We start from the raw sequence: 23,686 nt of genomic DNA on the forward strand, positions 1-23,686 counted from the left end.
CGCTCGGAGCGCCGGGAGAAGGCCGGCGCCGCTCACCCTAGACGAGCGGAGTCGGCGGAGGCTGGAGCGGGCCGCCCTCGAGCAGCGCCTGGAAGAGGACGTGGTCCTGCCACTCCCCGGCGATCCGCAGGTAGCGCCGCGCGACGCCGATCCGCTCGAAGCCGTTGCGCTGCAGCACGGTCTGCGATCCGACGTTGTGGAGGAGCGTCCCGGCCTGCACGCGGTGCAGCCCCAGATCCTCACGCGCGGTGCGCAGGACGGCTCCGACCGCGCGGGTCATCACGCCGCGGCCCTGCAGACCGCTGTCGAGCCAGTAGCCGAGATCGCCGCTGTCGAAGGCGCCGCGGACGATGTTCGCGAGAGTCAGCCGACCGACGATCACGCCGCCCGCGTCGAGGACGAGCGGGAGGACGCTGCCGGCCCGGTGCGCGGCGAGCGCGTCCGCGACGGCGTCGGTCTGGCCCCCCGCCTCGAAGAAGCGGGTCGAGCGCGTCGGCTCCCAGGGCGCGAGGTGCCGGCGGTTGCGCCGGTACGCGGCGGCGAGGGCAGGTCCGTCGTCCCGCGAGACGAGCCGCAGGAGGGTGCCCTGGTCGTCGACGGGGATCGGGGCGGGCATCCTGCGAGGGTAGCGCCGGAGCCGGGAACGACAGAACCCCCGGCCAGGGGCCGGGGGTTCTCGTGGTGGGCGATACTGGGATCGAACCAGTGACCTCTTCCGTGTCAGGGAAGCGCGCTACCGCTGCGCCAATCGCCCGTTGCTCCGCGCGGAGCGCCTCGTTCGGTGAACGATCGAGGTGGATACGGGATTCGAACCCGTGTATACGGCTTTGCAGGCCGCTGCCTCGCCTCTCGGCCAATCCACCGTGTACGGGATTCGGTGTCGGCGGCCCGAGGGCCGACCAGGTGGGAGGCACCCGAGGGTGCCGTCCCGATGACGCCGGTCCGAGGACCGGTGTTCGAGCGGATGACGAGATTCGAACTCGCGACCCTCACCTTGGCAAGGTGATGCGCTACCGCTGCGCCACATCCGCATGTAGGTCGTACTGGTGTTGCCGTCTTGCGTGTCGTGCTGTCTTGCTGTCTGTCCGGCGCTTTCGCTGCCCGGCTCGACCTAGAAGAATGTATACGACAGCGGCGCCGGAATCCAAATCGAGCGGACGCCGATCCCGCCGCTCGGAGTCCGATCCGCGTCTTTCCGCGCGAAACCGGCTCGTCGCCGTCCGTTCACCCGGGCGTGGCGGGCGTCGGCGGTGCATCCGGGCCCCGCGGATCCGCTACGATCGTCTCTCGGGTCGTCCAGCACGTCCCCCTGGGCGATTGGCGCAGTTGGTAGCGCGCTTCCTTCACACGGAAGAGGTCATCGGTTCGAGTCCGGTATCGCCCACCCTCACCCCCGGTCCGTGCTCACGCACTCGGCCGGGGGTTCTCTCGTCCCGCCGCGGTCGTCCTCCGGCCTCGCAGCGCCCAGTCGAAGGAGCCGACCCGCGATGATGGGCCGCTCGCACGCCGTCTCCGGTGCGCTCGCCTGGGCCGTCGCCGCCTCCGTGCCCGCCGTCGCCGGGCCCCTCGGCCTCGCGGGTCTCCCGCTCGACCTCCGACTGGTCGGCCTCGGAGTCGCCGCCGGCTGGGCCCTGGTGCCCGACGCGGACCACGCGAGCGCGACCGTCTCCCGCTCGGCGCCGGGCGCCTCCCTGCTCACGGCGACCGCGGGCCGGATCAGCGGAGGGCACCGGCACGGGATGCACTCGCTGCTCGCGGTCGCCGTCGTCTGGTACCTGGTGCCGGTGCTCACGGCGCTGCGCTTCCCGGTGCCGGTCGTCGGCCCCGTCGCCGTGGCCGCCGTGCTCACGCTGCCCGCCCTCGCGTTCGCCGCGAAGGCCGTCCGGGCCGCCCCCTCCTGGCGCATCGCCTGGGCCGGGGCGACGGTCGTCACGGTCCTGCTCGTCGTGCTCGCCGACGGCACCTGGGCGTGGCTCCGGGTCGCCGCGACGCTGGGCTACCTCGTGCACGTGGCCGGCGACGCCCTCACGACCGGCGGGATCAACTGGCTGTGGCCGCTGCGCGTGCGCCTGCCGCGGCGCCTGCGCCGGACACCGCTGCGCCACGTCTGGACCACCGGAGGCTATGCCGCGCTGCCCGTCCTGGGCTCCTCCGGGTCCTGGCGCGAGACGGTCCTCTACTGGCTCATGTCCGCGGCGACGATCGTGCTCACCGCCTCGATGATCACGGCCGAGCTGCTGTAGCCCGGGGCGCCCTCCTCAGAAGACCTTCCCCGGGTTCATGATCCCCAGCGGGTCGAACACGGCCTTGATCCCGCGCTGGAGCGCCAGCGAGTCCTCGCCCAGCTCCTCCGCCAGCCAGCGCTGCTTGAGCAGTCCCACGCCGTGCTCGCCCGTGAGCGTGCCGCCGAGGGCCAGGGCCGTGCGGAAGAGCTCCGCGGCGGCGTCCCAGACGTCCTCCCCCACGGGTCCGTCCCCCGCGGGCAGCACGAAGTTCGGGTGGAGGTTCCCGTCCCCCGCGTGGGCGACGGTGGGGATGCTGAGCCCCGTCCGCTCCTCGATGCCGCGGATCGCCGCGAACATCGCCGGCAGCGCGGAGCGGGGCACGCAGACGTCCTCGATCAGCACGCGGCCCTCCGCCTCGAGCGCCGGGTGGAAGGCCCGGCGGACGGCCAGCAGAGCCTCACCCTCGGCCGGGTCCTCGGTCGCCTCGGCGGCGCCCCCGGAGGCGGTCACGATCTCGAGGACGCGCTGCGACTCCTCCGCCGCTCCTCCGCCGTCCGTCTGGACGAGGAGGTAGGCGGCACCGCGGTCCAGCATCGCTCCGGTGTAGCGCGAGATCGCGGCGAGCGCCGCCTCGTCCATCAGCTCCATCACCGCGGGACGGAGCCGCGCGGCGGTGATCGCGGCGGAGGCGGCGGCCGCGGCGACGACGCTCGGGAAGTACGCGCCGACCGTGACCACGCGCCCGGTCGGGATCGGGCGGAGCTTCACGGTGGCCTCCACGATGACGCCCAGCGTCCCCTCGGAGCCGGTCAGGAGCGCGGTGAGGTCGTACCCGGTGACTCCCTTCACGCTGCGGCGGCCGGTGCGGAGCAGGCGTCCGTCGGGGAGGACGACCGTCAACCCGAGCACCGCCTCGCGGGTCACGCCGTACTTGGCGCACAGCAGCCCCCCGGCGTTCGTCGCGATGTTGCCGCCGATGCTCGAGATCGCGCGGCTCGCGGGGTCGGGCGAGAAGACGAGGCCGTGCGGAGCGACGGCGTCCGACAGCGCCTGATTGATCACCCAGGGGCTCGACCACCGCCAGCTCGTCCTCGAGCGACACCTCGAGGATGCGGTCCATGGCGGCGGTCGAGAGGACGAGCGCTCCCTCGCTCGCCACTCCCCCGGCAGCGAGGCCCGTTCCCGCTCCGCGCGGCACGACCGGGAGCCGGTGCTCCGTCGCTGTGCGCAGCGCCGCCTGCACGTCCTCGACCGAGCGGGCAGCGACGAGCGCGAGCGCGCGACCCGGTGCGGAGAAGCCCGACTTGTCGGTGTGCACGGCCTCGAACCGGGGGCCCTCGGTCAGGACCGCGTCGCCGAGCGCGTCGCGCAGCTGTCGGAGGATCTCGTGGTCGTGCATGGTTCACTCCGTGCGGTCGCGGGCGGGTCCTGCCGATCCTTCCACGGGCGCGGGGCAGGATGGCGGGATGACCGGAGAGACGCGATGGCCGCGGTGACGAGCGCGGGGATCCTGCTGCACCGCGAGGGCCCCTCCGGCACCGAGGTGTTCCTCGGGCGGATGGGCGGCCCCTTCTGGACCCGGCGCCCCCGCGCGTGGACGATCCCGAAGGGCGTGCACACGGGCGACGAGACGCCGCTGGACGCCGCGCGCCGAGAATTCGAGGAGGAGACCGGCGCTCCTCCGCCCGACGGGGAGCTGACCCTCCTCGGTGCGTTCCGGCAGAGCGCGGCCAAGACCGTCACCGTCTTCGCCGGGCGCGGACACGCGGACACCGCCTTCGTCGCGAGCACCACCTTCGAGCTGGAGTGGCCACGGGGCTCCGGCGTGCTGCGCAGCTTCCCCGAGCTGGAGGACGCCCGGTGGCACCCGCTCGACGAGGCCCGCTCGCTGGTGGTGGCCGGGCAGGTCGCCGCCCTCGACGCGCTGGCCGAACTGCTGGCGGATCCGGACGGCGGGGACCGGGCCGGCACCGCCCCCTAGTCCGCGGTCGCGTAGACCCGCAGGCCCAGCGGCACGATCCGCACCACGGCCTCGTCGAATCCGTCGCGGGAGCCGTCGAAGCGCTCGGTCTCGCCGTCGTGCGCCCACTCGGGGTCGTCCCCCGCGGGTCGGCGCGCGCCGACGGTGATCTCCGGCGTCGAGAACGACTCCACCACCGGTGCCCGCCAGCCGGGCACACGGCCGACCACCGGGGTCGCCGTACGGCCGAGCAGGAGCGAGAACGCTCCCCGGGTGCGAGGAGTCCGTCCTGAGTGCAGGATGCGCACGTCGAGGTGGCCGTCGTCGAGCCGACGCCGGGCGAGCGGGGCGGCCGTGCGCGGGTGCTCCTGGTTCACCCCGACGAAGTACGACCAGACGAGCTGCGTGCGCCCGTCGCGCCGGAGCTCGAACGGATCGGTGCGCCGCACGACCGAGAGGGCCGCGATCACGGCGGCGAGCGGCTTCCCGATCCGCTTCTCGCGCTTCTCGCGGGCCGCGACGAACTCCGGGTAGACGCCGATCGAGACCGTGTTGAGCACCGTGACCGGGTCTCCCCCGTCCGCGACGACCTCGGCCACGTCGACGTCGCGGCGCTCGCCGATCGTCGCCGCGTCGAGCGCGTCCTGGACGGTGAGCAGCCCCAGCGCCTTCGCGAAGTGGTTCATGGTCCCGCCCGGCAGCACGAGCAGCGTCATCCCCTCGGCGCGGGCGAGAGCGGCACCGACCGACATGGTCCCGTCCCCGCCGTAGATCCCGAGCACCCGGGGCGGAGAGTCCCCCGAGCGCGCCTCGCGCACCACGTCGGCGAGGTCCTCCCCCTCGGTCAGCCGGTGCACGCGCGCCTTCGGGAACCGGGCTCGGACCAGCGGCTCGGGATCGGGGCGGTGCGAGTCCCGGCCCGCGCCGGGGTTGAGGACCACGAGGAGGGCGGCGCCGTCCCCCAGCGGGCTGCGGTCGACGGGGGGCCGGGTCGCGCGCTCCGAGACGGGCACGTGGCGCGGCTCGGCCGGCAGGACGGCTCGGCCGACGACCGCGACCGCCGCGCCGAGCGCCGCGCCGCCGAGGACGTCCGAGAGCCAGTGGACGCCGACGTGCAGGCGGGAGAAGGCCACGGCGGCGGCGAGCGGGGCGACCGCCGCCCCCACTCGGGGCGACTCGAGCGCGACCCCGGCGGCGAAGGCAGCGGCGCTCGCCGCGTGCCCCGAGGGGAAGGACGCCGACGTCGGCACCGTCGCCAGGCGCCGGCCGACCGGGACGTCGACGAGGAGCGGCCGGTCGCCGCCGAACACGCGCTTGCCGACCAGGTTCGCGAGCGCGCTGGCCGCGGCGAGCGAGGCGGTCCCCCGCAGAGCCTCGCGGGGACGGCCCGCCAGGAGCAGCAGGACGCCGACGCCGGCCCAGAGGACTCCGTGGTCCGCGGCCCGGGAGAGCCCCACGAGCGCCCCGTCGACGACGGGCGACGGGCGACGGGCGTTCAGCCGCCGGGCCGCACGAGCGTCCGCCCGGCGCACGACGCGCGGGACGGTGACGAGTCGGCGGAGCAGGACGGACGGGGGTCGGGTTCCGCGGAGGGCCATGCGCTCAGCGTAGGAGGAGGCGCCTCCGCGGTCCCTGGACCGGTCGACGGCGCGCTACACCTCGCCGAAGCCCGACTCGACCAGATCGCCGAGCCGGCCGACCGCCTCGTGGGCCTGCGGCCCCGACGCCGAGAGGACGACCTCGTCCCCGCGGTCGAGCCCCAGCGACATCACGCCGAGCAGGCTCGTGGCGTCCTTGCCGTTCGCGTCGATCCGGGCGTCGAAGGTGGCGGCGAGCGTGACGAAGTCGGCCGCGGGACGGGCGTGCAGGCCGTTCGGGTTGATGAGGCGGACGCGGCGCTGCACGCGCTCGTCACCGGGCGAGGCCTCCTCGGCGGGAGCAGCGAGCGTCTCGACCCGGGCCGACTCCGCGGCGGCGAGCACCTCGTCCAGCGACGCCCCCGTGCCCGCGGCGACGGCGGCCGCGACCGCCCCCTCCACCAGCGGGGCGTCGGCGATCCGGACCCGGGCGCGCGCGTCGTCGTCGAGGAACTCGACCGCGGTCTCCGCCGTCATGATCGCCGAGCCGAGGTCGCAGAGGACGACGACCCCCTCGCCGGAGTCCGCTTCCGCCAGGGCCGCCGTGATGCGGTCGAAGCTGGTGCCGATGCCGCCGTCGTCCGTTCCGCCCGCGGCGACCAGCGCGACCGAGGCCGCCATCTGCTCCGCGAGCTCGACCAGCCCCTCCGCCAGCTGCGCGCTGTGCGAGACCAGGACCAGCCCGACGCTCACGCCGCCGCCTCGGCTGCTGCGCGGAGCAGGAGAACGGTCGACACGCTGCCGGGATCTCGGTGCCCGATGGCGCGCTCGCCGAGGTAGCTGGCGCGTCCCTTGCGGGCGACCAGCGGGTCCGTCGACTCCGCTCCCTTCTGCGCCGCCTCCGCCGCCGCGGCGAGGACGTCGGCCGGAGCCGCTCCCTCCTCGGCGGCGGCCGCGGCCGCGTCGACCGCCGGCGTCCACGCGTCCACCATCGTCTTGTCGCCCACCTCGGCCTTGCCGCGGAGCACGATGCCGTCCCTCGCCGCGGCCAGGAGAGCTGCGACGTCAGCGCCCTCGAGCGCGTCCTCGCCCGCGACCGCGGCGGAGGCCTTCAGGAACGCCGTGCCGAACAGCGGGCCCGAGGCGCCGCCGACGGTGGAGATGAGCGTCGTCGCGACCAGCTTGAGCACGTCCGCCGGGAGCCCCTGCTCCGGCGCCCCGTCCAGCTTCGCGACCACGGCCTGGAAGCCGCGGTCCATGTTCTCACCGTGGTCCCCGTCGCCGATCGCCCGGTCGAGCGTGATCAGCTCGACCCGGTGCTCCGCGATCGACTCGGCGGCGCGGCGGATCCACGCCGTCGCCCACGCCGCGTCGAGCCCGGCTCCCTGTGCGTCCTGCATGGTCGTCTCCTCCTCGTGGGCCGCTCCTGCGGCTGTCGTTCCGGTCATGGTGTGCGCGCGGGCGCTCAGCGTCCCCACCGCAGCGCCGCGGTCTGCACCGGGGAGTCCCACAGCTCGGTCAGGGCGTCGTCGAGCTTGAGGACGGTGAGCGAGAAGCCCTGCATCTCGAGCGACGTCGTGTAGTTGCCGACGAGGCTGCGTGCGACGGTGATCCCCTTCTCGGCCAGCGCCTCGGCTGCGCGGCGGTAGGCGAGGTACAGCTCGATCTGCGGCGTGCCGCCCATGCCGTTCACCAGGAGCAGCACCTCGTCCCCGGAGGAGAACGGCAGGTCCTCCAGGATCGGGCCGAGGATCCGGTCGACGATGCGGTCGGCCGGCTCCAGCGCGATCTTCTCCCGGCCGGGCTCGCCGTGGATGCCGATGCCGATCTCGATCTCGTCCTCGCCCAGCTCGAAGCTCGGCTCGCCCGCGTGCGGGACGATGCACGGCGTGAGGGCGACGCCCATCGAGCGCACGTTGGCGATCACCGTCTCGGCGATCGTCGCGACCTCGTCGAGGGAGTCGCCCCGCTCGGCCGCCGCGCCCGCGATCCGCTCGACCAGCACGGTGCCGGCCACGCCGCGGCGGCCCGCGGTGTAGAGCGAGTCCTTCACCGCGACGTCGTCATCGACGATCACGCTGCGCACCTCGATCCCCTCGGCGCCGGCGAGGTCGGCCGCGGTCTCGAAGTTCAGGACGTCGCCCGTGTAGTTCTTCACGATGTGCAGCACACCCGCGCCGCCGTCGACGGCCTGCGTGGCCGCGACGATCGGGTCGGGCGTGGGCGAGGTGAAGACGGGACCGGGGACGGCGGCGTCCAGCATCCCGAATCCGACGAAGCCCGCGTGCAGCGGCTCGTGCCCGCTGCCGCCTCCGCTGACGATGCCCACCTTGCCCGAGCGGGGCGCGTCGGCCCGCACCACGAACAGGGGATCCGACACCACCCGGACCAGGTCGGCGTGCGCCAGGCCGAAGCCGGCCACCGACTCCGTGACGACGTTCTTCGGGTCGTTGATGAGCTTCTTCATCGAGGTCTCCTCCAGGATCGGGCCACCACTCGGGCGTCCCGTGACCTGCGGGCGATCCGGCGCGTGGTGGATCGCCGCCCGCACCGTCGCGGACAGCAGCCCCACGTTACGCCCTGCGCTCGCGCCTACGGCAGCGGGACGACGGCGCGCTGCGTCTCGCGGACCCACTCCTCGAGCTTGGCCGTGGCGGCCCCGGAGTCGACGGCCTCCGCCGCGCGGTCCATCGACGTCCGCAGGCGCTCCAGGACGGGCGTGCGCACCAGGTCCGGGTCGCGCGCCAGGTCGAACGCCGCGAGGCCCGCGGCCGCGTTCAGAAGGACGATGTCGCGGACGGGGCCGCCGTCTCCCGCGAGCACCGAGCGCACCACGCTCGCGTTGTAGGCGGCGTCGCGGCCGCGCAGCTCGTCGATCCGGGCGCGGGGCAGGCCCAGGTCGCGCGGATCGAGGTCGTGCTCGACCACGGAGCCGCGCGACACCTCCCAGATGTGGCTGTGACCCGTGGTCGTGAGCTCGTCGAGGCCGTCGTCCCCGCGGAACACCAGAGCCGTCGCCCCGCGCGTCCGGAACACGCCGACGACCAGCGGCACCCGGTCGAGGTGCGCCACCCCGACCGCAGAGGCCTCGGGACGGGCCGGATTGCAGAGCGGGCCGAGGAAGTTGAACACCGTCGGCACGCCCAGCTCGGCGCGCACCGGACCGGCGTGCCGGAAGCCGGGGTGGAAGAGGGACGCGAAGACGAAGGCGATCCCCGTCCGCCGGAACACCTCGGCCACCCGCTCGGGGGAGAGGGAGAGGTCGACCCCGAGTGCCGCGAGCACGTCGGAGGAGCCGGAGGAGGAGGACGCGGCCTTGTTCCCGTGCTTCACGACGGGTGTGCCGGCGGCGGCCGCGATGATCGACGCGGTGGAGGAGATGTTGACGGTCCCGAAGCGGTCCCCGCCCGTCCCGACGATGTCCAGGGCCATCGGGTCCACGTCCAGCGGCACCGCGTGGTCGAGGATCGCGTCGCGGAAGCCGACGATCTCGTCGACGGTCTCGCCCTTCGCCCGGAGGGCCACCAGCAGTCCGGCGAGCTGCGCCGGAGTCGCCGCGCCCTCCATCACCTGCTCCATGGCCCACGTCGCCTCGGAGACGCTCAGATCGGAGGACTCGAGGAGTGCGCTGAGAACGTGCGGCCAGGACAGGGTTTCCGACATGGCTCCCAGATTATGCGACGAGGATCGCCTCCCGGCTAGTGCGACTTCCCTCCCCTGCCATCGGCCATAATGGTCTGTGTGACGAGCACCTCTCTCTCCCCCACGGCCACCGCGCCCGTAGTGAACCGACCCAACCCGGTCGCGGTCGGAACGATCGTCTGGCTGGGCAGCGAGGTCATGTTCTTCGCGGGCCTCTTCGCGATCTACTTCACCCTGCGCAGCACCTCGCCCGAGCTCTGGGGCGCCGAGACCCAGATCCTCAACGTCCCCTACGCGGGCGTGAACACGGTGATCCTCGTGGCCTCGTCGTTCAGCTGCCAGTTCGGCGTGTTCGCCGCCGAGCGCCTGCAGCCGCGTGCGACGGGCCTCAGCCCGTTCAAGTGGGGCATGGTCGAGTGGTTCTTCCTCACCTACGCCCTGGGCGCGGTCTTCGTCTCCGGCCAGGTGCTCGAGTACGCGACCCTCGTCTCCGAGGGCGTCACGCTCTCCAGCAACGCCTACGGCTCCGCCTTCTACCTGACGACCGGCTTCCACGCCCTGCACGTCACCGGCGGCCTCATCGCGTTCCTCCTCGTCATCGGCCGTGGCTTCGCGGTCAAGAACTTCGGCCACAAGGAGGCGACGAGCGCCATCGTCGTCTCGTACTACTGGCACTTCGTCGACGTCGTCTGGGTCGGCCTGTTCGCCGTCATCTACTTCCTCAAGTGACGCGCCCGCCGATGCCCCACTCCACTCCCGACCCCCGCAGGAAGGACGCCTCGATGGCCTCCCCGAAGACGAAGAGCCGAGCCAAGAAGGGTCGCCGCCACCCGCTCGCCACCCTGGCCCTGATCGCCATCGGCCTCGGGCTCACCGGTGGGACCTACGCCGCGGTCGGCGTCGCGACGTCCGCCTCCGCCGAGACGTCGTCCACCAGCCAGCAGACGATCGACGAGGGCTCGAAGCTCTTCGCCGCGAACTGCGCCACCTGCCACGGCCTCGACGCCGCGGGCACCGACAACGCTCCCTCCCTCATCGGAGTGGGCGCGGCGTCGGTCGACTTCCAGGTCGGCACCGGACGCATGCCGATGCAGATGCACGGCCCCCAGGCGCTCGAGAAGCCGGTGCAGTTCACCGACGAGCAGGTCGGCGAGCTCGCCGCCTATGTCGCGTCGCTGGCCCCCGGCCCCGCGATCCCCGAGGGCGAGGTCCTCGACGGACAGGGCGACGCGGCGAACGGCGCCGAGCTGTTCCGCATCAACTGCGCGATGTGCCACAACGTCGCCGGAGCCGGCGGCGCGCTCACGGAGGGCAAGTTCGCTCCCCCGCTGGGCGGCGTGACCGAGGCGCACATCTACGAGGCGATGGTCACCGGCCCGCAGAACATGCCGGTCTTCAACGACCTGAACATCTCGCCCGAGGACAAGCGCGACATCATCTCGTACCTCAAGTACATCGAGGCCAACCCGTCCCCGGGCGGATTCGCGCTCGGCTCCCTCGGGCCGGTCGCAGAGGGCCTGTTCCTCTGGATCTTCGGCCTCGGCGCGATCGTGGCCCTGACGGTGTGGATCACCGCCCGATCCAACTAGACGACTGCAGCGCCCTGACGGGCGCGACTGACCCACGGCACCGACTGGTGCCGACACGGCGTGAAAAGGAGAACCATGGCAGAGCACGATGAGGGTGGCACGGACCTCGCCACCTCGTCGGCCACCGGGCACGGAACGGCTCCGGCCGGCACCGCGGTCGCGACGCGGGACCGCGTCCAGGACCCGGGCCTCCCGCCGCACCGCCCCCGGATGACCGACCTCGACCCCAAGGTCGAGAAGCGTGCCGAGCGCACGGTGTACACGCTCTTCTACCTCTCCTTCGCGGGCTCGATCTTCGCGGTCGCCGCCTACATGGCGTTCCCGATCACCGAGGACGTCGCGTCGGTCCGGCTGAACACGCTGTTCATCGGCCTGGGCATGTCCCTCGCGCTCCTGGGCATCGGCATCGCCGCCGTCCACTGGGGCAAGCAGCTGATGTCGGACCACGAGGGCATCGACATCCGCCACCCCGTCCGCAGCGCGGAGCCCACCCGCGCCCGTGCGCTCGAGATCTTCGACCAGTCCGACAAGGAGTCCGGCTTCGGCCGCCGCTCCCTCGTCCGGAACAGCCTGATCGCCTCCCTCGTCGTGTTCCCCCTGCCCGCCGTGATCCTGTTCCGGGGCCTCGGCCCGCAGGACCAGAACCCCGTCGCCCTCCTCAAGACCACCCTGTGGGAAGAGGGCACGAGGCTCACCCTGGACCCGTCGGGAGCGCCGATCCTCGCATCGGACGTCACCCTCGGATCCGCCTTCCACGTCATCCCCGAGGGTCTCAATGACGCCGAGGGCAAGCTGGAGGAGAAGGCCAAGGCCGCCGTCCTCCTGATGCGCCTGAAGCCGGAGGACCTCATCGTCAGTGAGGGTCGCGAGACCTGGAACTACGACGGAATCGTCGCCTACTCCAAGATCTGCACGCACGTCGGCTGCCCTGTGGCGCTGTACGAGCAGCAGACCCACCACCTGCTGTGCCCGTGCCACCAGTCGCAATTCGACATCACGCGCGAGGCCGCCGTCATCTTCGGCCCGGCGAAGCGTCCGCTTCCGCAGCTCCCCATCACCATCGACGCCGAGGGTTACCTGGTCGCCAGAAGCGACTTCACGGAGCCCGTCGGACCGTCCTTCTGGGAGCGATGACTCACATGTCCACCACCACCCCCTCACGCCCCTCCAACTCCCCCGCGGAGCCCGAGGACGGCGTCATCCTCGGATCCGGCAAGTTCCAGAAGGGGTACGTCGGAGCGGCGTCGAACTACATCGACGAGCGCACGAGCATCTCCGCGGTCGTCAAGGAGTTCGGTCGCAAGATCTTCCCCGACCACTGGTCCTTCCTCCTCGGCGAGGTCGCGCTCTACAGCTTCGTCATCATCCTGCTGTCGGGCACGTTCCTCACCTTCTTCTTCCAGGCCTCGATGGTCGAGACGCACTACGAGGGCAGCTATCTGCCCCTCAAGGGCATCGAGATGTCGGCGGCGATGTCGTCCTCGCTCGACATCTCCTTCGACATCCGCGGCGGCCTGCTGATGCGGCAGATCCACCACTGGGCGGCACTGCTGTTCGTGGCCTCGATCGGCCTGCACATGCTGCGCATCTTCTTCACCGGTGCGTTCCGCAAGCCCCGCGAGCTCAACTGGGTCATCGGCTTCGTCCTCTTCATCCTCGCGATGGCCGAGGGCTTCACCGGCTACTCGCTCCCCGACGACCTGCTCTCGGGCAACGGCCTCCGCATCATCGACGGCATGGTCAAGGGCATCCCGATCGTCGGCACCTGGATCTCGTTCCTGCTCTTCGGCGGCGAGTTCCCGGGCACCGACATCGTCGGCCGCCTCTACACGCTGCACATCCTGCTGCTGCCGGCGCTGGTGCTCGCGTTCATCGCCCTGCACCTCGTGTTCGTGGTCGTCCACAAGCACACCCAGTTCCCCGGTGCGGGCAAGACCGAGCAGAACGTCGTCGGCTACCCGGTGCTGCCGGTCTACGCCGCGAAGGCCGGTGGATTCTTCTTCATCGTCTTCGGCGTCGTCGTCCTCATCGCCTCGCTGTTCACGATCAACCCGATCTGGAACTACGGCCCGTACGACCCCTCGCCCGTCTCCGCGGGAACCCAGCCCGACTGGTACATCGGCTTCGCCGACGGCGCCCTGCGCCTCGTCCCGCCGGGACTCGAGTGGGCCATCCCGGGCATCGGAACCCTGTCGTTCAACATCCTGATCCCGCTCGTCGGTCTCGGACTGTTCATCGCCGTGGTCATGCTCTACCCGTTCCTCGAGGCGTGGATCACCGGTGACAAGCGCGAGCACCACCTGCTCGACCGCCCGCGCAACGCCGCGACCCGCACCGCGATCGGCGCCGCCGGAGTCAGCTTCTACGCCGTCCTCTGGGCCGCCGCCTCATCCGACCTCATCGCGACGCACTTCCACCTCACGATGGAGGGCGTGATCCACAGCCTGCAGTTCCTGCTCATCGCGGGTCCGTTCATCGCGTACTTCATCACCAAGCGCATCTGCCTGGCGCTGCAGAAGAAGGACCGCGAGATCGCGCTGCACGGCTTCGAGTCGGGCCGCATCGTCCGCCTCCCCGGCGGCGAGTTCATCGAGGTGCACCAGCAGCTCGACGAGTACGAGCGGTGGAAGCTCGTCGGTCAGGACGAGTACGAGCCCCTGATGATCCGTCCGGACTCGCGTGGCCGCATCACCGCCCCGCAGCGCGTCCGCGCCGGCCTCTCCCGCTGGTTCTTCGAGGACCGGATCACCCCCGTCACCCAGAAGGAGCTCGAGAGCTCGCACAGCGAGCACTGATCCTCCCCCGAAGGGCCCGGACGTTCATTCGTCCGGGCCCTTCGTCGTTCCCGCAGCGGGGCGGCGCCTGTCCTCCGGCGCGGTGGAGGTCGTCGGTGCACCGAGAGCCGGTGAGACCGGATCACAGCGCCTCGACGGCGACAAGCCGGCAGGAACGTGGGGCGATACTCCGGAACTCGAGGCCCCCGCTCCTCGGATCCCGAGATGCCATCTGACCGCCGAGCTGGAGACGTCCGCCTCCCTCGGATCACCGAGTGATCCAGCCTGTCTGCATGGTCGCAGTGTCGTCGTCCGGTGAGGTCCCCGTCCCCGTCCACGTCGAGACGCTCGGCATCGGTTCCAGGGCACCCATCCTCAGCAGGCCTAGAAGGACTGCCCTCCCCCGCTCACGGTCGAACCCTCTGTGATCGGCGACGGCGACGCTCGCCGGTGAGACAGAGGAGGCGACCTCCGGGCCTCGACGTCCGTCGCTGCAGCGGCGTCTCAGGCTCCTTGTCCTCGCACCGACCGGCACGACCCGCTATACGTACCGAGGAACTCTAAGAGCCGCAGGGGCGCCCGCGGTTCCGCCGGGGTGCGGGCTCCGCTGGGGTCGGAACGGTGTGCAGGAGTCCGTAGGGCGGCGCAGGCGCCAGAACAGGCGCGGCAGGCCCAGTACAGCCGCAGGCGCAGCAGTATCCGCGACCGTAGCGGGCCACACCACCGTCGGCACACCCACAAGCGCACAGAAGAGCCGCCACAGGCGTAGCCCGCTTACCCGCGACCGGAGCAGGAGCCGTTGCAGCGCAGACCCGTAGGGGTGATGACGCGGGCCGACGCTCCTGCTCGGCGCCGCCCGCTGCACTCCCCTGCGAGCATCCACGTCGCGGGCCGCCGGGATGTGCCCAGACGAGTTCCTCCGCGCAGGACGCCTCGGTGTCCCGCCAGCAGGACACCGCGAGAGATCCAGCTCACCTCGTCATCCCTCACTGAGCGATCCCGGCCCTCACCGGGAGGCCCCGGCCCTCACCGGGAGGTCCCGGCTCTCACCGGGAGGCTCGATCCGCCACCGATCGGCGAATGACGCCCCTGCACGCAGCCGAACGGCCGAGCCGACCGGGCCCCGACCGCGCATCGCTTCCTCCTGGATAAGCGAAAAGGCCGGGTGCACGGAGCCCAAGCCCTCGTGCACCCGGCCCTCGGCCGTGCGATGCGCCCTAGCGGGCGAAGTACCCGCGGTAGTACTCGTACACCCAGCCGGCGATGGCGACCAGGAAGAGTCCGACGGCGATGTAGGTGATCCAGAACCCCACGGCCAGGCCGAGGAATCCGAGGGCCGCGGAACCGCCCAGGATCAGCGGCCACCAGCTCCACGGGCTGAAGAAGCCCAGCTCAGGGTCTCCGTCATCGATGTCCGCATCGAGGCGGTCCTCGGGGAGCTCGGCACCCTGCGCCTTGTGGACGCGGCCGACGTAAAACGCGATGAACGCGCCCAGCACGGCCGAGAGGCCGATGCCGACGGTGCCGACCCACTCCACCTGGCCCGTGTCGAGCAGCGACCACACGATGTACGTGATGTCGGCGAGGAGGAAGAAGCCCGCGAGGAGCCAGAAGAGATTGACGTTGGCGCGCATGGCCCTACTTCACCGTGCCTTCGGACTTGTCGTACGTGGGGGCGTCCGGAGCGTCCTTCGCCGGACCGATTCCGACGGGGATGCCGGCCTCGGGGTGGTTGAGGTCGAACGCCGGGGCCTCGCTGCGGATGCGCGGGATCGAGGTGAAGTTGTGGCGGGGCGGCGGGCACGAGGTGGCCCACTCGAGCGACCGGGAGAAGCCCCACGGGTCGTTCACCGTCACCTTGGGCGCCTTGCGGGCCGTGATGTACACGTTCAGGAAGAACGGGATCAGCGACACCGCGAGGATCATCGCTCCGACCGTCGACACCTGGTTCATCCAGGTGAAGCCGTCCTCGGGCAGGTAGCTGGCGTAGCGGCGCGGCATGCCGACGACGCCCAGCCAGTGCTGGATCAGGAAGGTGGTGTGGAAGCCGATGAACAGCAGCCAGAAGTGCCACTTGCCCAGCGTCTCGTTCAGCATCTTGCCGGTCCACTTGGGCCACCAGAAGTAGAAGCCCGAGAACATCGCGAAGACGACGGTTCCGAACACGACGTAGTGGAAGTGCGCCACCACGAAGTACGAGTCCGAGACGTGGAAGTCGAGCGGGGGCGACGCGAGGATCACGCCGGTGAGTCCACCGAAGGTGAAGGTGATCAGGAAGCCGATCGCCCAGATCATCGGGGTCTCGAAGGTCACCGATCCGCGCCACATGGTGCCGACCCAGTTGAAGATCTTCACGCCGGTCGGAACCGCGATGAGCATGGTCATCAGCGAGAAGAACGGCAGCAGGACCGATCCGGTGACGTACATGTGGTGCGCCCACACCGTCACGGAGAGGGCGGCGATCGCGATGGTCGCGTAGATCAGCGTCTTGTAGCCGAAGATCGGCTTGCGGCTGAAGACCGGGAAGACCTCGGACACGATGCCGAAGAACGGCAGCGCGATGATGTACACCTCGGGGTGGCCGAAGAACCAGAACAGGTGCTGCCAGAGCAGGACACCGCCGTTGGCCGCATCGTAGATGTGGGCGTCGAACACCCGGTCGGCGCCGAGGGCGAACATCGCGGCGGCGAGCACCGGGAACGCGAGCAGCACGAGGATCGACGTCACCAGGATGTTCCAGGTGAAGATCGGCATGCGGAACATCGTCATGCCGGGAGCGCGCATCGTGATGATCGTCGTGATGAAGTTCACCGCGCCGAGGATCGTGCCGAAGCCCGAGAGCGCGAGGCCGAAGACCCAGAGATTGCCGCCGAGCCCTGGTGAGAACGTCGTGCTCGACAGTGGCGCGTACGCGAACCAGCCGAAGGACGCCGCACCCTGCGGGGTGACGAATCCGGCGACCGCGATGAGCGAGCCGAAGCTGTAGAGCCAGTACGCGAAGGCGTTGAGGCGGGGGAACGCGACGTCGGGGGCGCCGATCTGCAGCGGCATCAGGACGTTGGCGAAGCCGGCGAAGAGCGGCGTCGCGAACATCAGCAGCATGATCGTGCCGTGCATCGTGAACAGCTGGTTGTACTGCTCGCGCGTCTCGACCACGTTCAGGCCGGGCTCGAACAGCTGGGCGCGGATGACGAGTGCCATCACGCCGGCGATGCAGAAGTAGATGAACGACGTGATCAGGTACATGTACCCGATGACCTTGTGGTCGGTCGACGTCATCCAGCGGACGAGGACGTTCGCCTTGCGCTGGACCGGCGGAGTGCCGGCGGTGCGCGTCGGGCGGGGTGCCGTGGCGGTGCTCATGCTCCCTTACTCCTCGTTCTCGCGGGCCGGCGCGCCGGTTCCGGGAAGGTTCGAATTGCGGTTGTACTCGGCGCCGAGCTGACCGGTCTGGCCCGCGTCGCGCAGCGACTGGATGTAGTCGTCGTACTCGCCCTGCGAGACGACCTTGACGTTGAAGAGCATCGCGGAGTGGTACTCGCCGCAGAGCTCGGCGCACTTGCCCGCGTAGGTCCCCTCCTTGAGAGGCGTGACGTACATGTAGTTCGTCTTGCCGGGGATCATGTCCTTCTTGTAGAGGAAGTCGACGACCCAGAAGGAGTGGATCACGTCGCGCGCGTCGAGCTGGATCTTGATCTTCTGTCCGACGGGCAGGTAGAGCGTGGGGATCTCGGACTCGACGAGCGAGCCGGCGGCGTCTCCGCCCTCCTGGTACTGGCCCTGGATGCCGGCGGAGTAGACGTCCTCGTCGACGTAGTTGAAGTCCCACGCCCACTGCTTGCCGTACACCTGGATGGTCTCGTCCGGGTCGTCGTAGGGCTGCTCGATGGCGGCCTGGTCGCGCGCGGTGAAGGCGAAGAAGCCGATCACGAGGATCAGCGGCACGATCGTGTAGAAGATCTCGATCGGCATGTTGTAGCGCAGCTGGACCGGCAGGCCGGTCTGCCCCTTGCGACGGCGGTAGACGACCACCGCCCAGATGGTGAGACCCCACGTGACGACGCCGACGGCGAGCAGGACGATCCAGGAGGTGACCCAGAGTCCGATGACGCGGTCGACGTGGTTCGTCGTGCCGGGTTCGGTGGGGAGCCAGCCCTGGAGCTGCTCTTGCGTGCAGCCCGCGAGGACGAGGGCGAGGGCTCCTGCGACGGGGGCAGCGACCCATCTGCGGATTCGGCGATTGAAGCGCACCGGTGACCTTTCGGAAGACTGGGGACCAGTTCACACGAAACTGTATTAGACCGGCTCCAGCCTACCCTTCCGCTCCGGCGGCCCGGTGCACGACGACCCGCTCTTGACGTCCCGGTCGAGTGGTGCAGTCATGACGAACGGCGCCCGACGGGCCACCGGAGTGGACTGTCGGACGCCGTTCGGAGGAGCTACGGCCCGGGGCCGCGCGGCGTCAGTGGAAGCTGTCGCCGCAGGCGCAGCTGCCGCCCGCGTTGGGGTTGTCGATGGTGAAGCCCTGCTTCTGGATGGTGTCCTCGAAGTCGATCGAGGCGCCGTCGAGGTAGGGGACGCTCATCTTGTCAACGACGAGGCCGACGCCCTCGAACTCCACCGCGGCGTCGCCGTCGAGGGTGCGCTCGTCGAAGTAGAGCTGGTAGATGAGGCCGGAGCATCCGCCGGGCTGCACCGCGACGCGCAGGCGCAGGTCGTCGCGGCCCTCCTGCTCGAGCAGGCTCTTGACCTTGGCGGCGGCGGTCGGGGTCATCGAGACGCCGTGGGCCGCGCTGGGCGGGGTGGCGAGGGGGGTCGCCGTCTGGTCGGTCAGTGTGTCTGACATGTCACTCCTCAGGGGACGGGCGGAACGGTCGTCGTGCCTTCCGGGATTCTACGGCTGCAACCCGGGTGGTCACCCGGGTATTCCACGACCGGTGGTCAGTCGCGGTGAGCGGCGGCGCGGAGCAGGAACAGCGCCTCGGTCTGCGCGGCGCGCTTGAAGACGCCCAGGTGCAGCGACTCGTTGGGGCTGTGCGCGCGCGAGTCGGGGTCCTCGACACCGGTGACGAGGATCTGCGCCTCGGGGAACTCGCGCACGAGGTCGGCGATGAACGGGATGCTCCCGCCGATCCCGGTCTCGAGAGGCTCGCGTCCCCAGGCGTCCGCCATCGCGCCCTTCACCAGGTCCACGGCCCAGCCGGTCGCGTCGACCAGGAACGGACTGCCGGTGTCGACGTCCTCGATCGCGAGGTGGGCGCCGAACGGGGAGTTCGCCCGGAGGTGGCTCTCGATGGCGGCGAACGCCTCCTCCGCGTCCTGGCCGGGGGCGATGCGGGCGCTGATCTTCACGCGCACGGACGGGACGAGGGTGTTGGAGGCGTCGACGACGCTGGGCGCGTCGATCCCGGTGACCGTGACGGCCGGCTTCGACCACAGGCGCGAGAGGATCGCGCCGGTGCCGATCGGCGAGACCCCGTCGAGCAGCCCGGAGTCGCGGCGGAGGTCCTCCTCGGTCGTCTCGGGCACCGCTCCGTCGTGCTCGGTGAGGCCGGCGACGGCGACCGAGCCGTCCTCGTTCCAGAGCGTCGCGAGCAGGCGGACCGCCGCGAGCATCGCGTCCGGGACCGCTCCGCCGAGCATGCCCGAGTGCGAGGCGTGCGCGAGAGTGCTGACGGTGAGGGTGAAGGTGACGTTGCCGCGCAGGCCCACCGTCAGCGCGGGGGTGTCGACGTCCCAGTTGTCGCTGTCGGCGACGATGATCGCATCCGCGCGGAGGGCGTCGTGGTGCTCGCGGAGGAAGGTGGGGAACGAGCGCGACCCGAACTCCTCCTCCCCCTCGATGAAGAGGACGAGCCCGAGGTCGTGGTCCTCGCCCGCGACCTCGCGGAGTGCGCGCACCGCGGCGAGGTGGGACACGACTCCCGCCTTGTCGTCGGCGGCACCGCGCCCGTACAGGCGGTCGCCGCGCACGGTCGGCTCGAACGGAGGCGTCTCCCACGCCGACTCGGCGCCCTGCGGCTGCACGTCGTGGTGGGCGTAGAGGAGGACGGTCGGCGCTCCGTTGCGGGCGGCGCGGGTGGCCAGGACGGCAGGCTGGCCGAGCACGTCGGTGCCGTCGATCGTGGCGCTGTGGATCGCGACGTTGTCGAAGACGCCCGTCTCGCGCGCGAGCTCGGCGATCGCCTCGGCGCTGGCGGCCACGCGGGTGGCGTCGAAGCCGTCCCACGAGACGGACGGGATCCGCACGAGCTGCCCGAGCTGGGCGAGCGAGCGCGGCAGATCGTCGCGGACGGCGGCGAGGACGGCCTCCTCGTCGGAGGAGAGTGCGGGCGGAGTCGGAGCGTCGTGAGCCATGGAGGTAATCTTAAGAGACCCCCGATTCCAAGGACGTTCCCCGTGGCCAAGCACCCGATCGCAACCGACACGCCCGACGACGCCGGCTCGCCCGGCTCCGGGAAGGGCCGGCCGACGCCGACCCGGCGCGAGCAGGAGCTGGCCCGCAAGCGTCCGCTGGTCGTCACCGACCGCAAGCAGGCCGCCCGCGACGCCCGCGAGAAGGCCGCCGTGTCACGCGAGCAGGCCCGCATCGGCCTGGCCGCCGGTGACCAGCGCTACCTGCCGCTGCGCGACAAGGGTCCTCAGCGCAAGTTCGTGCGCGACTGGGTCGACGCACGCTTCAGCCTCGGCGAGTTCCTCATCCCGGTGATGGTCGTCGTCCTGCTGCTGAGCTTCTTCCCGCAGCCGGAGCTGCAGTACGCGACGCTGGTCATCCTCTGGGTGTTCTTCCTCCTCGCGGTGATCGACTGCATCCTCCTCGGCATGCGGATGCGCCGGAAGCTCGCCGAGCGCTACGGCGCCGACAAGGTCGAGAAGGGCATCCGCTGGTACGCCGCGATGCGCGCCCTCCAGCTGCGCGTCATGCGCCTGCCGAAGCCCCAGGTCAAGCGCCGCGCCTTCCCCGAGTAGTCGGACGGCGGACCACGAAGGGCCCCTGCGGTCGCGCCTCGCGCGGCTCCGGGGGCCCTTCGTGGTGCACGGCGGGTCAGGAGGCGCGGGCCAGTCCCCGGTTGATGTCCCGAGCCCACAGGGGCCCGCGGTAGATGAAGGCGGTGTAGCCCTGGACGAGGGTGGCGCCCGCGTCGAGGCGCTCGCGCACGTCCTCGGCCGTCTCGACTCCTCCGACGGAGATCACGCAGAAGGCCGCGGGGACGGCGCCGCGGATCACGCGGAGCACCTCGAGCGAGCGCGCGGCCAGCGGGGCACCGGAGAGGCCGCCGGCGCCGGCCGCCTCGACCACGGCGCGGTCGGTCGAGAGGCCCTCCCGGGAGAGCGTCGTGTTGGTCGCGATGATCCCGTCCAGACCCAGGCGGACGGCGAGCTCGGCGACCCGGCCGACCTCGTCGTCGGAGAGGTCGGGGGCGATCTTGACCAGCAGAGGCGTCGTCTCGGCGGCGTCCTTGACGGCCGCGAGGAGCGGCTCGAGGCGGTCGATCTCCTGCAGGCCGCGGAGCCCGGGGGTGTTCGGCGAGCTGACGTTCACGACGAGGTAGTCGGCGAGCGGCGCGAGCAGGCGCGTGCTGATCAGGTAGTCCTCGATCGCGTCGTCCACCTCGACCACCCGGCTCTTGCCGATGTTCACGCCGATCACGGGGCGGCGGCGCGCGCTGCGCAGCCGGATCAGCCGTTGCGCCGCAGCCTCGGCGCCGTGATTGTTGAAGCCCATCCTGTTGACGACGGCGCGGTCCGCGATCAGCCGGAAGAGGCGCGGCCGGTCGTTGCCCGGCTGCGCCCGAGCGGTCAGGGTCCCGACCTCGACGTGTCCGAAGCCGAGCGCGCCGAAGCCCAGGACCGCGGTGGCGTCCTTGTCGAAGCCGGCCGCGACGCCGAACGGGGTCTCGAAGCGGAGGCCGAGCGTCTCGACCGCGGGCGTTCCGCGCGGGACGGTGGTCCGGCGCAGGACCGGAGCGAGGGCTCCGAGGGCCCGGATCACCGGGAAGCTCAGGTGGTGCGCCCGCTCCGGGTCGAGGCGGCGCAGGACTGTGCGGAACAGGAGCGGGTACACCCGGGCCTCAGATCTCGTCGGCGCTGTGGGGCACGGAGGTGCGCTCGGCGCGGAGCAGGGTGATCGCAGACTCGAAGTCGTCCAGCGAATCGAACGCCTGGTAGACGCTCGCGAAGCGGAGGTAGGCCACCTCGTCGAGCTCGCGCAGCGGCGGCAGGATGGCGAGGCCGATGTCGTTCGCGTCGATCTGCGAGGCGCCCGTGGAGCGGATGCTCTCCTCCACCCGCTGCGCGAGCACGGCCAGATCGGTGTCGGTGACGGGCCGGCCCTGGCAGGCCTTCCGGACGCCGCTGACGATCTTCTCGCGGCTGAACGGCTCCACGACTCCGCTGCGCTTGATCACGACGAGGCTCGCGGTCTCGGTCGTCGAGAAGCGCCGGCCGCACGACGGGCACTGCCGGCGGCGGCGGATCGAGAGGCCGTCGTCGCTCGTGCGCGAGTCGATCACTCGGGAGTCGGGGTGCCGGCAGAAGGGGCAGAACATCGAGGGCCTCTCGGTCTCAGGCGAAGCGGGCGTCGACGGCGTCGCCGTGGGCGGGCAGCGCCTCGGCGTCGCTGAGAGCGCGGATGTGCGGGGCGACGCGCTCGAGCGCACCGCGGTCGTACGAGATCAGCTGCTGCGGCCGGAGGAAGGTGTAGGCGCCGAGCCCGGAGGAGAAGCGCGCCTGCCCGAGGGTCGGGAGCACGTGGTTGGAGCCGGCGAGGTAGTCGCCCAGGCTCACCGGGGTGGTCGGGCCGAGGAAGATCGCGCCGGCGTCGTGGATCCGCTCGGCGGTCGCGACGGGGTCGGCCGTGTGCAGCTCGAGGTGCTCGGGGCCGTAGGCGTCGCTGAACGCGCAGGCGAGCTCGAGGTCGTCGACGATCACGAGCGCGGACTGCGGGCCGTCGAGTGCGATGGCCACGCGCTCCGCGTGGCGGGTGGCAGCGGCCTGGGCGGCGACCTCGCGCTCGACGGCGGCGGCGAGCTCGGCGCTGTCGGTGACCAGGACCGCGGAGGCGGCCTCGTCGTGCTCGGCCTGGCTGACCAGGTCGGCGGCAACCAGGCGCGGGTCGGCGGAGTCGTCGGCGATCACGAGGATCTCGGTCGGGCCCGCCTCGGAGTCGATGCCGACCTGCCCGAGCACCTGACGCTTCGCGGTGGTGACCCAGACGTTGCCCGGCCCGGTGATGATGCTGACGGGGTCCAGCCCGATCGAGTCGACGCCGTAGGCCAGTGCGGCGACGGCTCCGGCGCCTCCGACCGCGTAGACCTCGTCGATGCCGAGCAGAGCGGCCGCCGCGAGGATCGTGGGGTGGACGGAGCCGCCGAACGCCTTCTGCGGCGGCGAGACCAGGGCGATGGAGGCGACTCCGGCGGCCTGCGCGGGCACGGCGTTCATGACGACGCTCGACGGGTAGACCGCCTTGCCGCCGGGGACGTACAGCCCGGCGCGGGCGACGGGCTGCCAGCGCTGGGTGACCGTGGCGCCGTCGTCGAGCTCGGTGGTGCGGGGCGGGGGGATCTGTGCGGCGCTGGCGCGGCGGACGCGCGCGATCGCCTCCTCGAGTGCGCTGCGGATGGCCGGGTCGAGGCGGTCGAGCGCCTCGGCGATCTGCTCGGCGGGCACGCGGAGGTGCGGGGGGCGCACGCCGTCCAGCCGCTCCGCCTGGTCGAGGAGCGCTTCCGCGCCGCGTTCGCGGACGTCGGCGATCAGCTCGGCGACGACGGGCCCGACGGAGGCGGAGGTGCCCGGATTGCGGGGCACGAGGGCGAGGAGCTCGGCGGAGGAGGGACGACGGCCGCGGAGGTCGAGAGTCTGGATCATGGCCGCCCCAGTCTACGCGCCGCCCTCCCCCGCTCCCTCGCCGCTCGCT

The 23,686-nt window shown here is 71.5% G+C and carries 21 protein-coding genes, 4 tRNA genes and 1 pseudogene; 8 read left to right on the top strand and 18 right to left on the bottom strand.

The window, feature by feature from the left end; all coding sequences use genetic code 11:
- Positions 1-37: 37 nt before the first annotated feature.
- The 4 genes from C5C95_RS14615 to C5C95_RS14630 all read right to left on the bottom strand — a co-directional run bounded on the left by C5C95_RS14615 (position 38) and on the right by C5C95_RS14630 (position 1,031).
- On the bottom strand, positions 38-616 hold the full coding sequence (locus C5C95_RS14615; RefSeq protein ID WP_104225349.1) for a GNAT family N-acetyltransferase: 579 nt from the start codon (positions 614-616) through the stop codon (positions 38-40).
- A 63-nt stretch (positions 617-679) separates the two neighbouring features.
- Positions 680-754: transfer RNA gene (locus C5C95_RS14620), tRNA-Val, on the bottom strand.
- A 38-nt stretch (positions 755-792) separates the two neighbouring features.
- Positions 793-863: transfer RNA gene (locus tag C5C95_RS14625), tRNA-Cys, on the bottom strand.
- A 96-nt stretch (positions 864-959) separates the two neighbouring features.
- Positions 960-1,031: transfer RNA gene (locus tag C5C95_RS14630), tRNA-Gly, on the bottom strand.
- A 280-nt stretch (positions 1,032-1,311) separates the two neighbouring features.
- Between C5C95_RS14630 and C5C95_RS14635 the strand changes: the two genes are divergently transcribed.
- Together C5C95_RS14635 and C5C95_RS14640 are read left to right on the top strand one after the other, a co-directional pair.
- A tRNA-Val gene (locus C5C95_RS14635) sits at positions 1,312-1,384 on the top strand.
- Positions 1,385-1,487: 103 nt separating this feature from the next.
- Positions 1,488-2,243 (top strand): metal-dependent hydrolase, encoded by a 756-nt coding sequence (locus C5C95_RS14640; RefSeq protein WP_104225350.1) that lies wholly within the window; start codon positions 1,488-1,490, stop codon positions 2,241-2,243.
- A gap of 15 nt (positions 2,244-2,258) precedes the next feature.
- Here C5C95_RS14640 and C5C95_RS14645 read toward each other — a convergent pair.
- A pseudogene (locus tag C5C95_RS14645) lies at positions 2,259-3,624 on the bottom strand (FAD-binding oxidoreductase).
- A gap of 84 nt (positions 3,625-3,708) precedes the next feature.
- Here C5C95_RS14645 and C5C95_RS14650 point away from each other — a divergent pair.
- On the top strand, positions 3,709-4,206 hold the full coding sequence (locus C5C95_RS14650) for an NUDIX domain-containing protein (RefSeq protein ID WP_104324730.1): 498 nt from the start codon (positions 3,709-3,711) through the stop codon (positions 4,204-4,206).
- Here the strand turns inward: C5C95_RS14650 and C5C95_RS14655 are convergent.
- The 5 genes from C5C95_RS14655 to trpD all read right to left on the bottom strand — a co-directional run bounded on the left by C5C95_RS14655 (position 4,203) and on the right by trpD (position 9,425).
- Positions 4,203-5,783 (bottom strand): bifunctional phosphatase PAP2/diacylglycerol kinase family protein, encoded by a 1,581-nt coding sequence (locus tag C5C95_RS14655; protein WP_104239316.1) that lies wholly within the window; start codon positions 5,781-5,783, stop codon positions 4,203-4,205. The two genes, C5C95_RS14650 and C5C95_RS14655, sit on opposite strands and share 4 nt — an antisense overlap.
- A gap of 54 nt (positions 5,784-5,837) precedes the next feature.
- Positions 5,838-6,515: a dihydroxyacetone kinase phosphoryl donor subunit DhaM gene (gene dhaM, locus C5C95_RS14660; RefSeq protein WP_104261615.1), complete on the bottom strand. Its 678-nt coding sequence runs from the start codon at positions 6,513-6,515 to the stop codon at positions 5,838-5,840.
- A complete protein-coding gene (dhaL, locus tag C5C95_RS14665) occupies positions 6,512-7,162 on the bottom strand; it encodes a dihydroxyacetone kinase subunit DhaL (protein ID WP_104261619.1) in 651 nt (216 codons plus the stop codon). Before dhaL ends, dhaM begins: the two co-directional genes overlap by 4 nt.
- A gap of 65 nt (positions 7,163-7,227) precedes the next feature.
- Positions 7,228-8,229, bottom strand: coding sequence for a dihydroxyacetone kinase subunit DhaK (dhaK, locus tag C5C95_RS14670; RefSeq protein WP_104224645.1), 1,002 nt, complete (start codon positions 8,227-8,229; stop codon positions 7,228-7,230).
- A 125-nt stretch (positions 8,230-8,354) separates the two neighbouring features.
- Positions 8,355-9,425 (bottom strand): anthranilate phosphoribosyltransferase, encoded by a 1,071-nt coding sequence (trpD, locus tag C5C95_RS14675; protein ID WP_104225357.1) that lies wholly within the window; start codon positions 9,423-9,425, stop codon positions 8,355-8,357.
- A 69-nt stretch (positions 9,426-9,494) separates the two neighbouring features.
- Here trpD and C5C95_RS14680 point away from each other — a divergent pair, with 69 nt between their 5' ends.
- The 4 genes from C5C95_RS14680 (at position 9,495) to C5C95_RS14695 (ending at position 13,788) form a co-directional block, all read left to right on the top strand.
- The gene (locus tag C5C95_RS14680) at positions 9,495-10,133 is read left to right on the top strand and encodes a heme-copper oxidase subunit III (RefSeq protein WP_104224647.1); all 639 of its coding nucleotides are present in this window, start codon (positions 9,495-9,497) and stop codon (positions 10,131-10,133) included.
- Between the two features lie 53 nt (positions 10,134-10,186).
- Positions 10,187-10,993 carry a c-type cytochrome gene (locus tag C5C95_RS14685; protein WP_104224648.1) on the top strand — a complete coding sequence of 269 codons (807 nt, stop codon included), beginning with the start codon at positions 10,187-10,189 and terminating at the stop codon, positions 10,991-10,993.
- 75 nt (positions 10,994-11,068) lie between these two features.
- Positions 11,069-12,127 carry a ubiquinol-cytochrome c reductase iron-sulfur subunit gene (locus C5C95_RS14690; RefSeq protein WP_104324731.1) on the top strand — a complete coding sequence of 353 codons (1,059 nt, stop codon included), beginning with the start codon at positions 11,069-11,071 and terminating at the stop codon, positions 12,125-12,127.
- A gap of 5 nt (positions 12,128-12,132) precedes the next feature.
- On the top strand, positions 12,133-13,788 hold the full coding sequence (locus C5C95_RS14695) for a ubiquinol-cytochrome c reductase cytochrome b subunit (RefSeq protein ID WP_104324732.1): 1,656 nt from the start codon (positions 12,133-12,135) through the stop codon (positions 13,786-13,788).
- Between the two features lie 1,196 nt (positions 13,789-14,984).
- On the opposite strand, the gene C5C95_RS14705 is transcribed toward C5C95_RS14695, so the two are convergent.
- The 5 genes from C5C95_RS14705 to C5C95_RS14725 all read right to left on the bottom strand — a co-directional run bounded on the left by C5C95_RS14705 (position 14,985) and on the right by C5C95_RS14725 (position 20,124).
- Positions 14,985-15,401 (bottom strand): cytochrome c oxidase subunit 4, encoded by a 417-nt coding sequence (locus C5C95_RS14705; protein WP_104224651.1) that lies wholly within the window; start codon positions 15,399-15,401, stop codon positions 14,985-14,987.
- A gap of 4 nt (positions 15,402-15,405) precedes the next feature.
- Positions 15,406-17,130: a cytochrome c oxidase subunit I gene (gene ctaD, locus C5C95_RS14710; protein WP_104224652.1), complete on the bottom strand. Its 1,725-nt coding sequence runs from the start codon at positions 17,128-17,130 to the stop codon at positions 15,406-15,408.
- Between the two features lie 6 nt (positions 17,131-17,136).
- On the bottom strand, positions 17,137-18,018 hold the full coding sequence (gene coxB / locus C5C95_RS14715) for a cytochrome c oxidase subunit II (RefSeq protein ID WP_104224653.1): 882 nt from the start codon (positions 18,016-18,018) through the stop codon (positions 17,137-17,139).
- Between the two features lie 211 nt (positions 18,019-18,229).
- Positions 18,230-18,613 carry an iron-sulfur cluster insertion protein ErpA gene (erpA, locus tag C5C95_RS14720; RefSeq protein WP_104224654.1) on the bottom strand — a complete coding sequence of 128 codons (384 nt, stop codon included), beginning with the start codon at positions 18,611-18,613 and terminating at the stop codon, positions 18,230-18,232.
- Positions 18,614-18,708: 95 nt separating this feature from the next.
- Positions 18,709-20,124 carry a dipeptidase gene (locus C5C95_RS14725; protein WP_104324733.1) on the bottom strand — a complete coding sequence of 472 codons (1,416 nt, stop codon included), beginning with the start codon at positions 20,122-20,124 and terminating at the stop codon, positions 18,709-18,711.
- A gap of 42 nt (positions 20,125-20,166) precedes the next feature.
- Here C5C95_RS14725 and C5C95_RS14730 point away from each other — a divergent pair, with 42 nt between their 5' ends.
- Positions 20,167-20,736, top strand: coding sequence for a DUF3043 domain-containing protein (locus C5C95_RS14730; protein ID WP_181027102.1), 570 nt, complete (start codon positions 20,167-20,169; stop codon positions 20,734-20,736).
- A 76-nt stretch (positions 20,737-20,812) separates the two neighbouring features.
- On the opposite strand, the gene C5C95_RS14735 is transcribed toward C5C95_RS14730, so the two are convergent.
- From C5C95_RS14735 to hisD, 3 genes are read right to left on the bottom strand one after another with little or no spacing between them, the layout of a single operon-like run.
- Entirely contained in the window at positions 20,813-21,832 is a 1,020-nt protein-coding gene (locus C5C95_RS14735) for a quinone-dependent dihydroorotate dehydrogenase (RefSeq protein WP_104324734.1), read from the bottom strand.
- Between the two features lie 7 nt (positions 21,833-21,839).
- The gene (gene nrdR / locus C5C95_RS14740) at positions 21,840-22,316 is read right to left on the bottom strand and encodes a transcriptional regulator NrdR (RefSeq protein WP_104224657.1); all 477 of its coding nucleotides are present in this window, start codon (positions 22,314-22,316) and stop codon (positions 21,840-21,842) included.
- A 16-nt stretch (positions 22,317-22,332) separates the two neighbouring features.
- The gene (hisD, locus tag C5C95_RS14745; RefSeq protein WP_104225362.1) at positions 22,333-23,637 is read right to left on the bottom strand and encodes a histidinol dehydrogenase; all 1,305 of its coding nucleotides are present in this window, start codon (positions 23,635-23,637) and stop codon (positions 22,333-22,335) included.
- Positions 23,638-23,686 lie beyond the last annotated feature (49 nt).

It is taken from the genome of Rathayibacter sp. AY1B7 (assembly GCF_002932735.1).
Taxonomy (GTDB): domain Bacteria; phylum Actinomycetota; class Actinomycetes; order Actinomycetales; family Microbacteriaceae; genus Rathayibacter.

Bases quoted from the DNA above. Each gene is read 5' to 3' on its own strand.
- C5C95_RS14615 (WP_104225349.1), bottom strand. From the start codon at position 616: ATGCCCGCCCCGATCCCCGTCGACGACCAGGGCACCCTCCTGCGGCTC.
- C5C95_RS14640 (WP_104225350.1), top strand. From the start codon at position 1,488: ATGATGGGCCGCTCGCACGCCGTCTCCGGTGCGCTCGCCTGGGCCGTC.
- C5C95_RS14650 (WP_104324730.1), top strand. From the start codon at position 3,709: ATGGCCGCGGTGACGAGCGCGGGGATCCTGCTGCACCGCGAGGGCCCC.
- C5C95_RS14655 (WP_104239316.1), bottom strand. From the start codon at position 5,783: ATGGCCCTCCGCGGAACCCGACCCCCGTCCGTCCTGCTCCGCCGACTC.
- dhaL (WP_104261619.1), bottom strand. From the start codon at position 7,162: ATGCAGGACGCACAGGGAGCCGGGCTCGACGCGGCGTGGGCGACGGCG.
- dhaK (WP_104224645.1), bottom strand. From the start codon at position 8,229: ATGAAGAAGCTCATCAACGACCCGAAGAACGTCGTCACGGAGTCGGTG.
- trpD (WP_104225357.1), bottom strand. From the start codon at position 9,425: ATGTCGGAAACCCTGTCCTGGCCGCACGTTCTCAGCGCACTCCTCGAG.
- C5C95_RS14680 (WP_104224647.1), top strand. From the start codon at position 9,495: ATGGTCTGTGTGACGAGCACCTCTCTCTCCCCCACGGCCACCGCGCCC.
- C5C95_RS14685 (WP_104224648.1), top strand. From the start codon at position 10,187: ATGGCCTCCCCGAAGACGAAGAGCCGAGCCAAGAAGGGTCGCCGCCAC.
- C5C95_RS14690 (WP_104324731.1), top strand. From the start codon at position 11,069: ATGGCAGAGCACGATGAGGGTGGCACGGACCTCGCCACCTCGTCGGCC.
- C5C95_RS14695 (WP_104324732.1), top strand. From the start codon at position 12,133: ATGTCCACCACCACCCCCTCACGCCCCTCCAACTCCCCCGCGGAGCCC.
- C5C95_RS14705 (WP_104224651.1), bottom strand. From the start codon at position 15,401: ATGCGCGCCAACGTCAATCTCTTCTGGCTCCTCGCGGGCTTCTTCCTC.
- ctaD (WP_104224652.1), bottom strand. From the start codon at position 17,130: ATGAGCACCGCCACGGCACCCCGCCCGACGCGCACCGCCGGCACTCCG.
- erpA (WP_104224654.1), bottom strand. From the start codon at position 18,613: ATGTCAGACACACTGACCGACCAGACGGCGACCCCCCTCGCCACCCCG.
- C5C95_RS14725 (WP_104324733.1), bottom strand. From the start codon at position 20,124: ATGGCTCACGACGCTCCGACTCCGCCCGCACTCTCCTCCGACGAGGAG.
- nrdR (WP_104224657.1), bottom strand. From the start codon at position 22,316: ATGTTCTGCCCCTTCTGCCGGCACCCCGACTCCCGAGTGATCGACTCG.
- hisD (WP_104225362.1), bottom strand. From the start codon at position 23,637: ATGATCCAGACTCTCGACCTCCGCGGCCGTCGTCCCTCCTCCGCCGAG.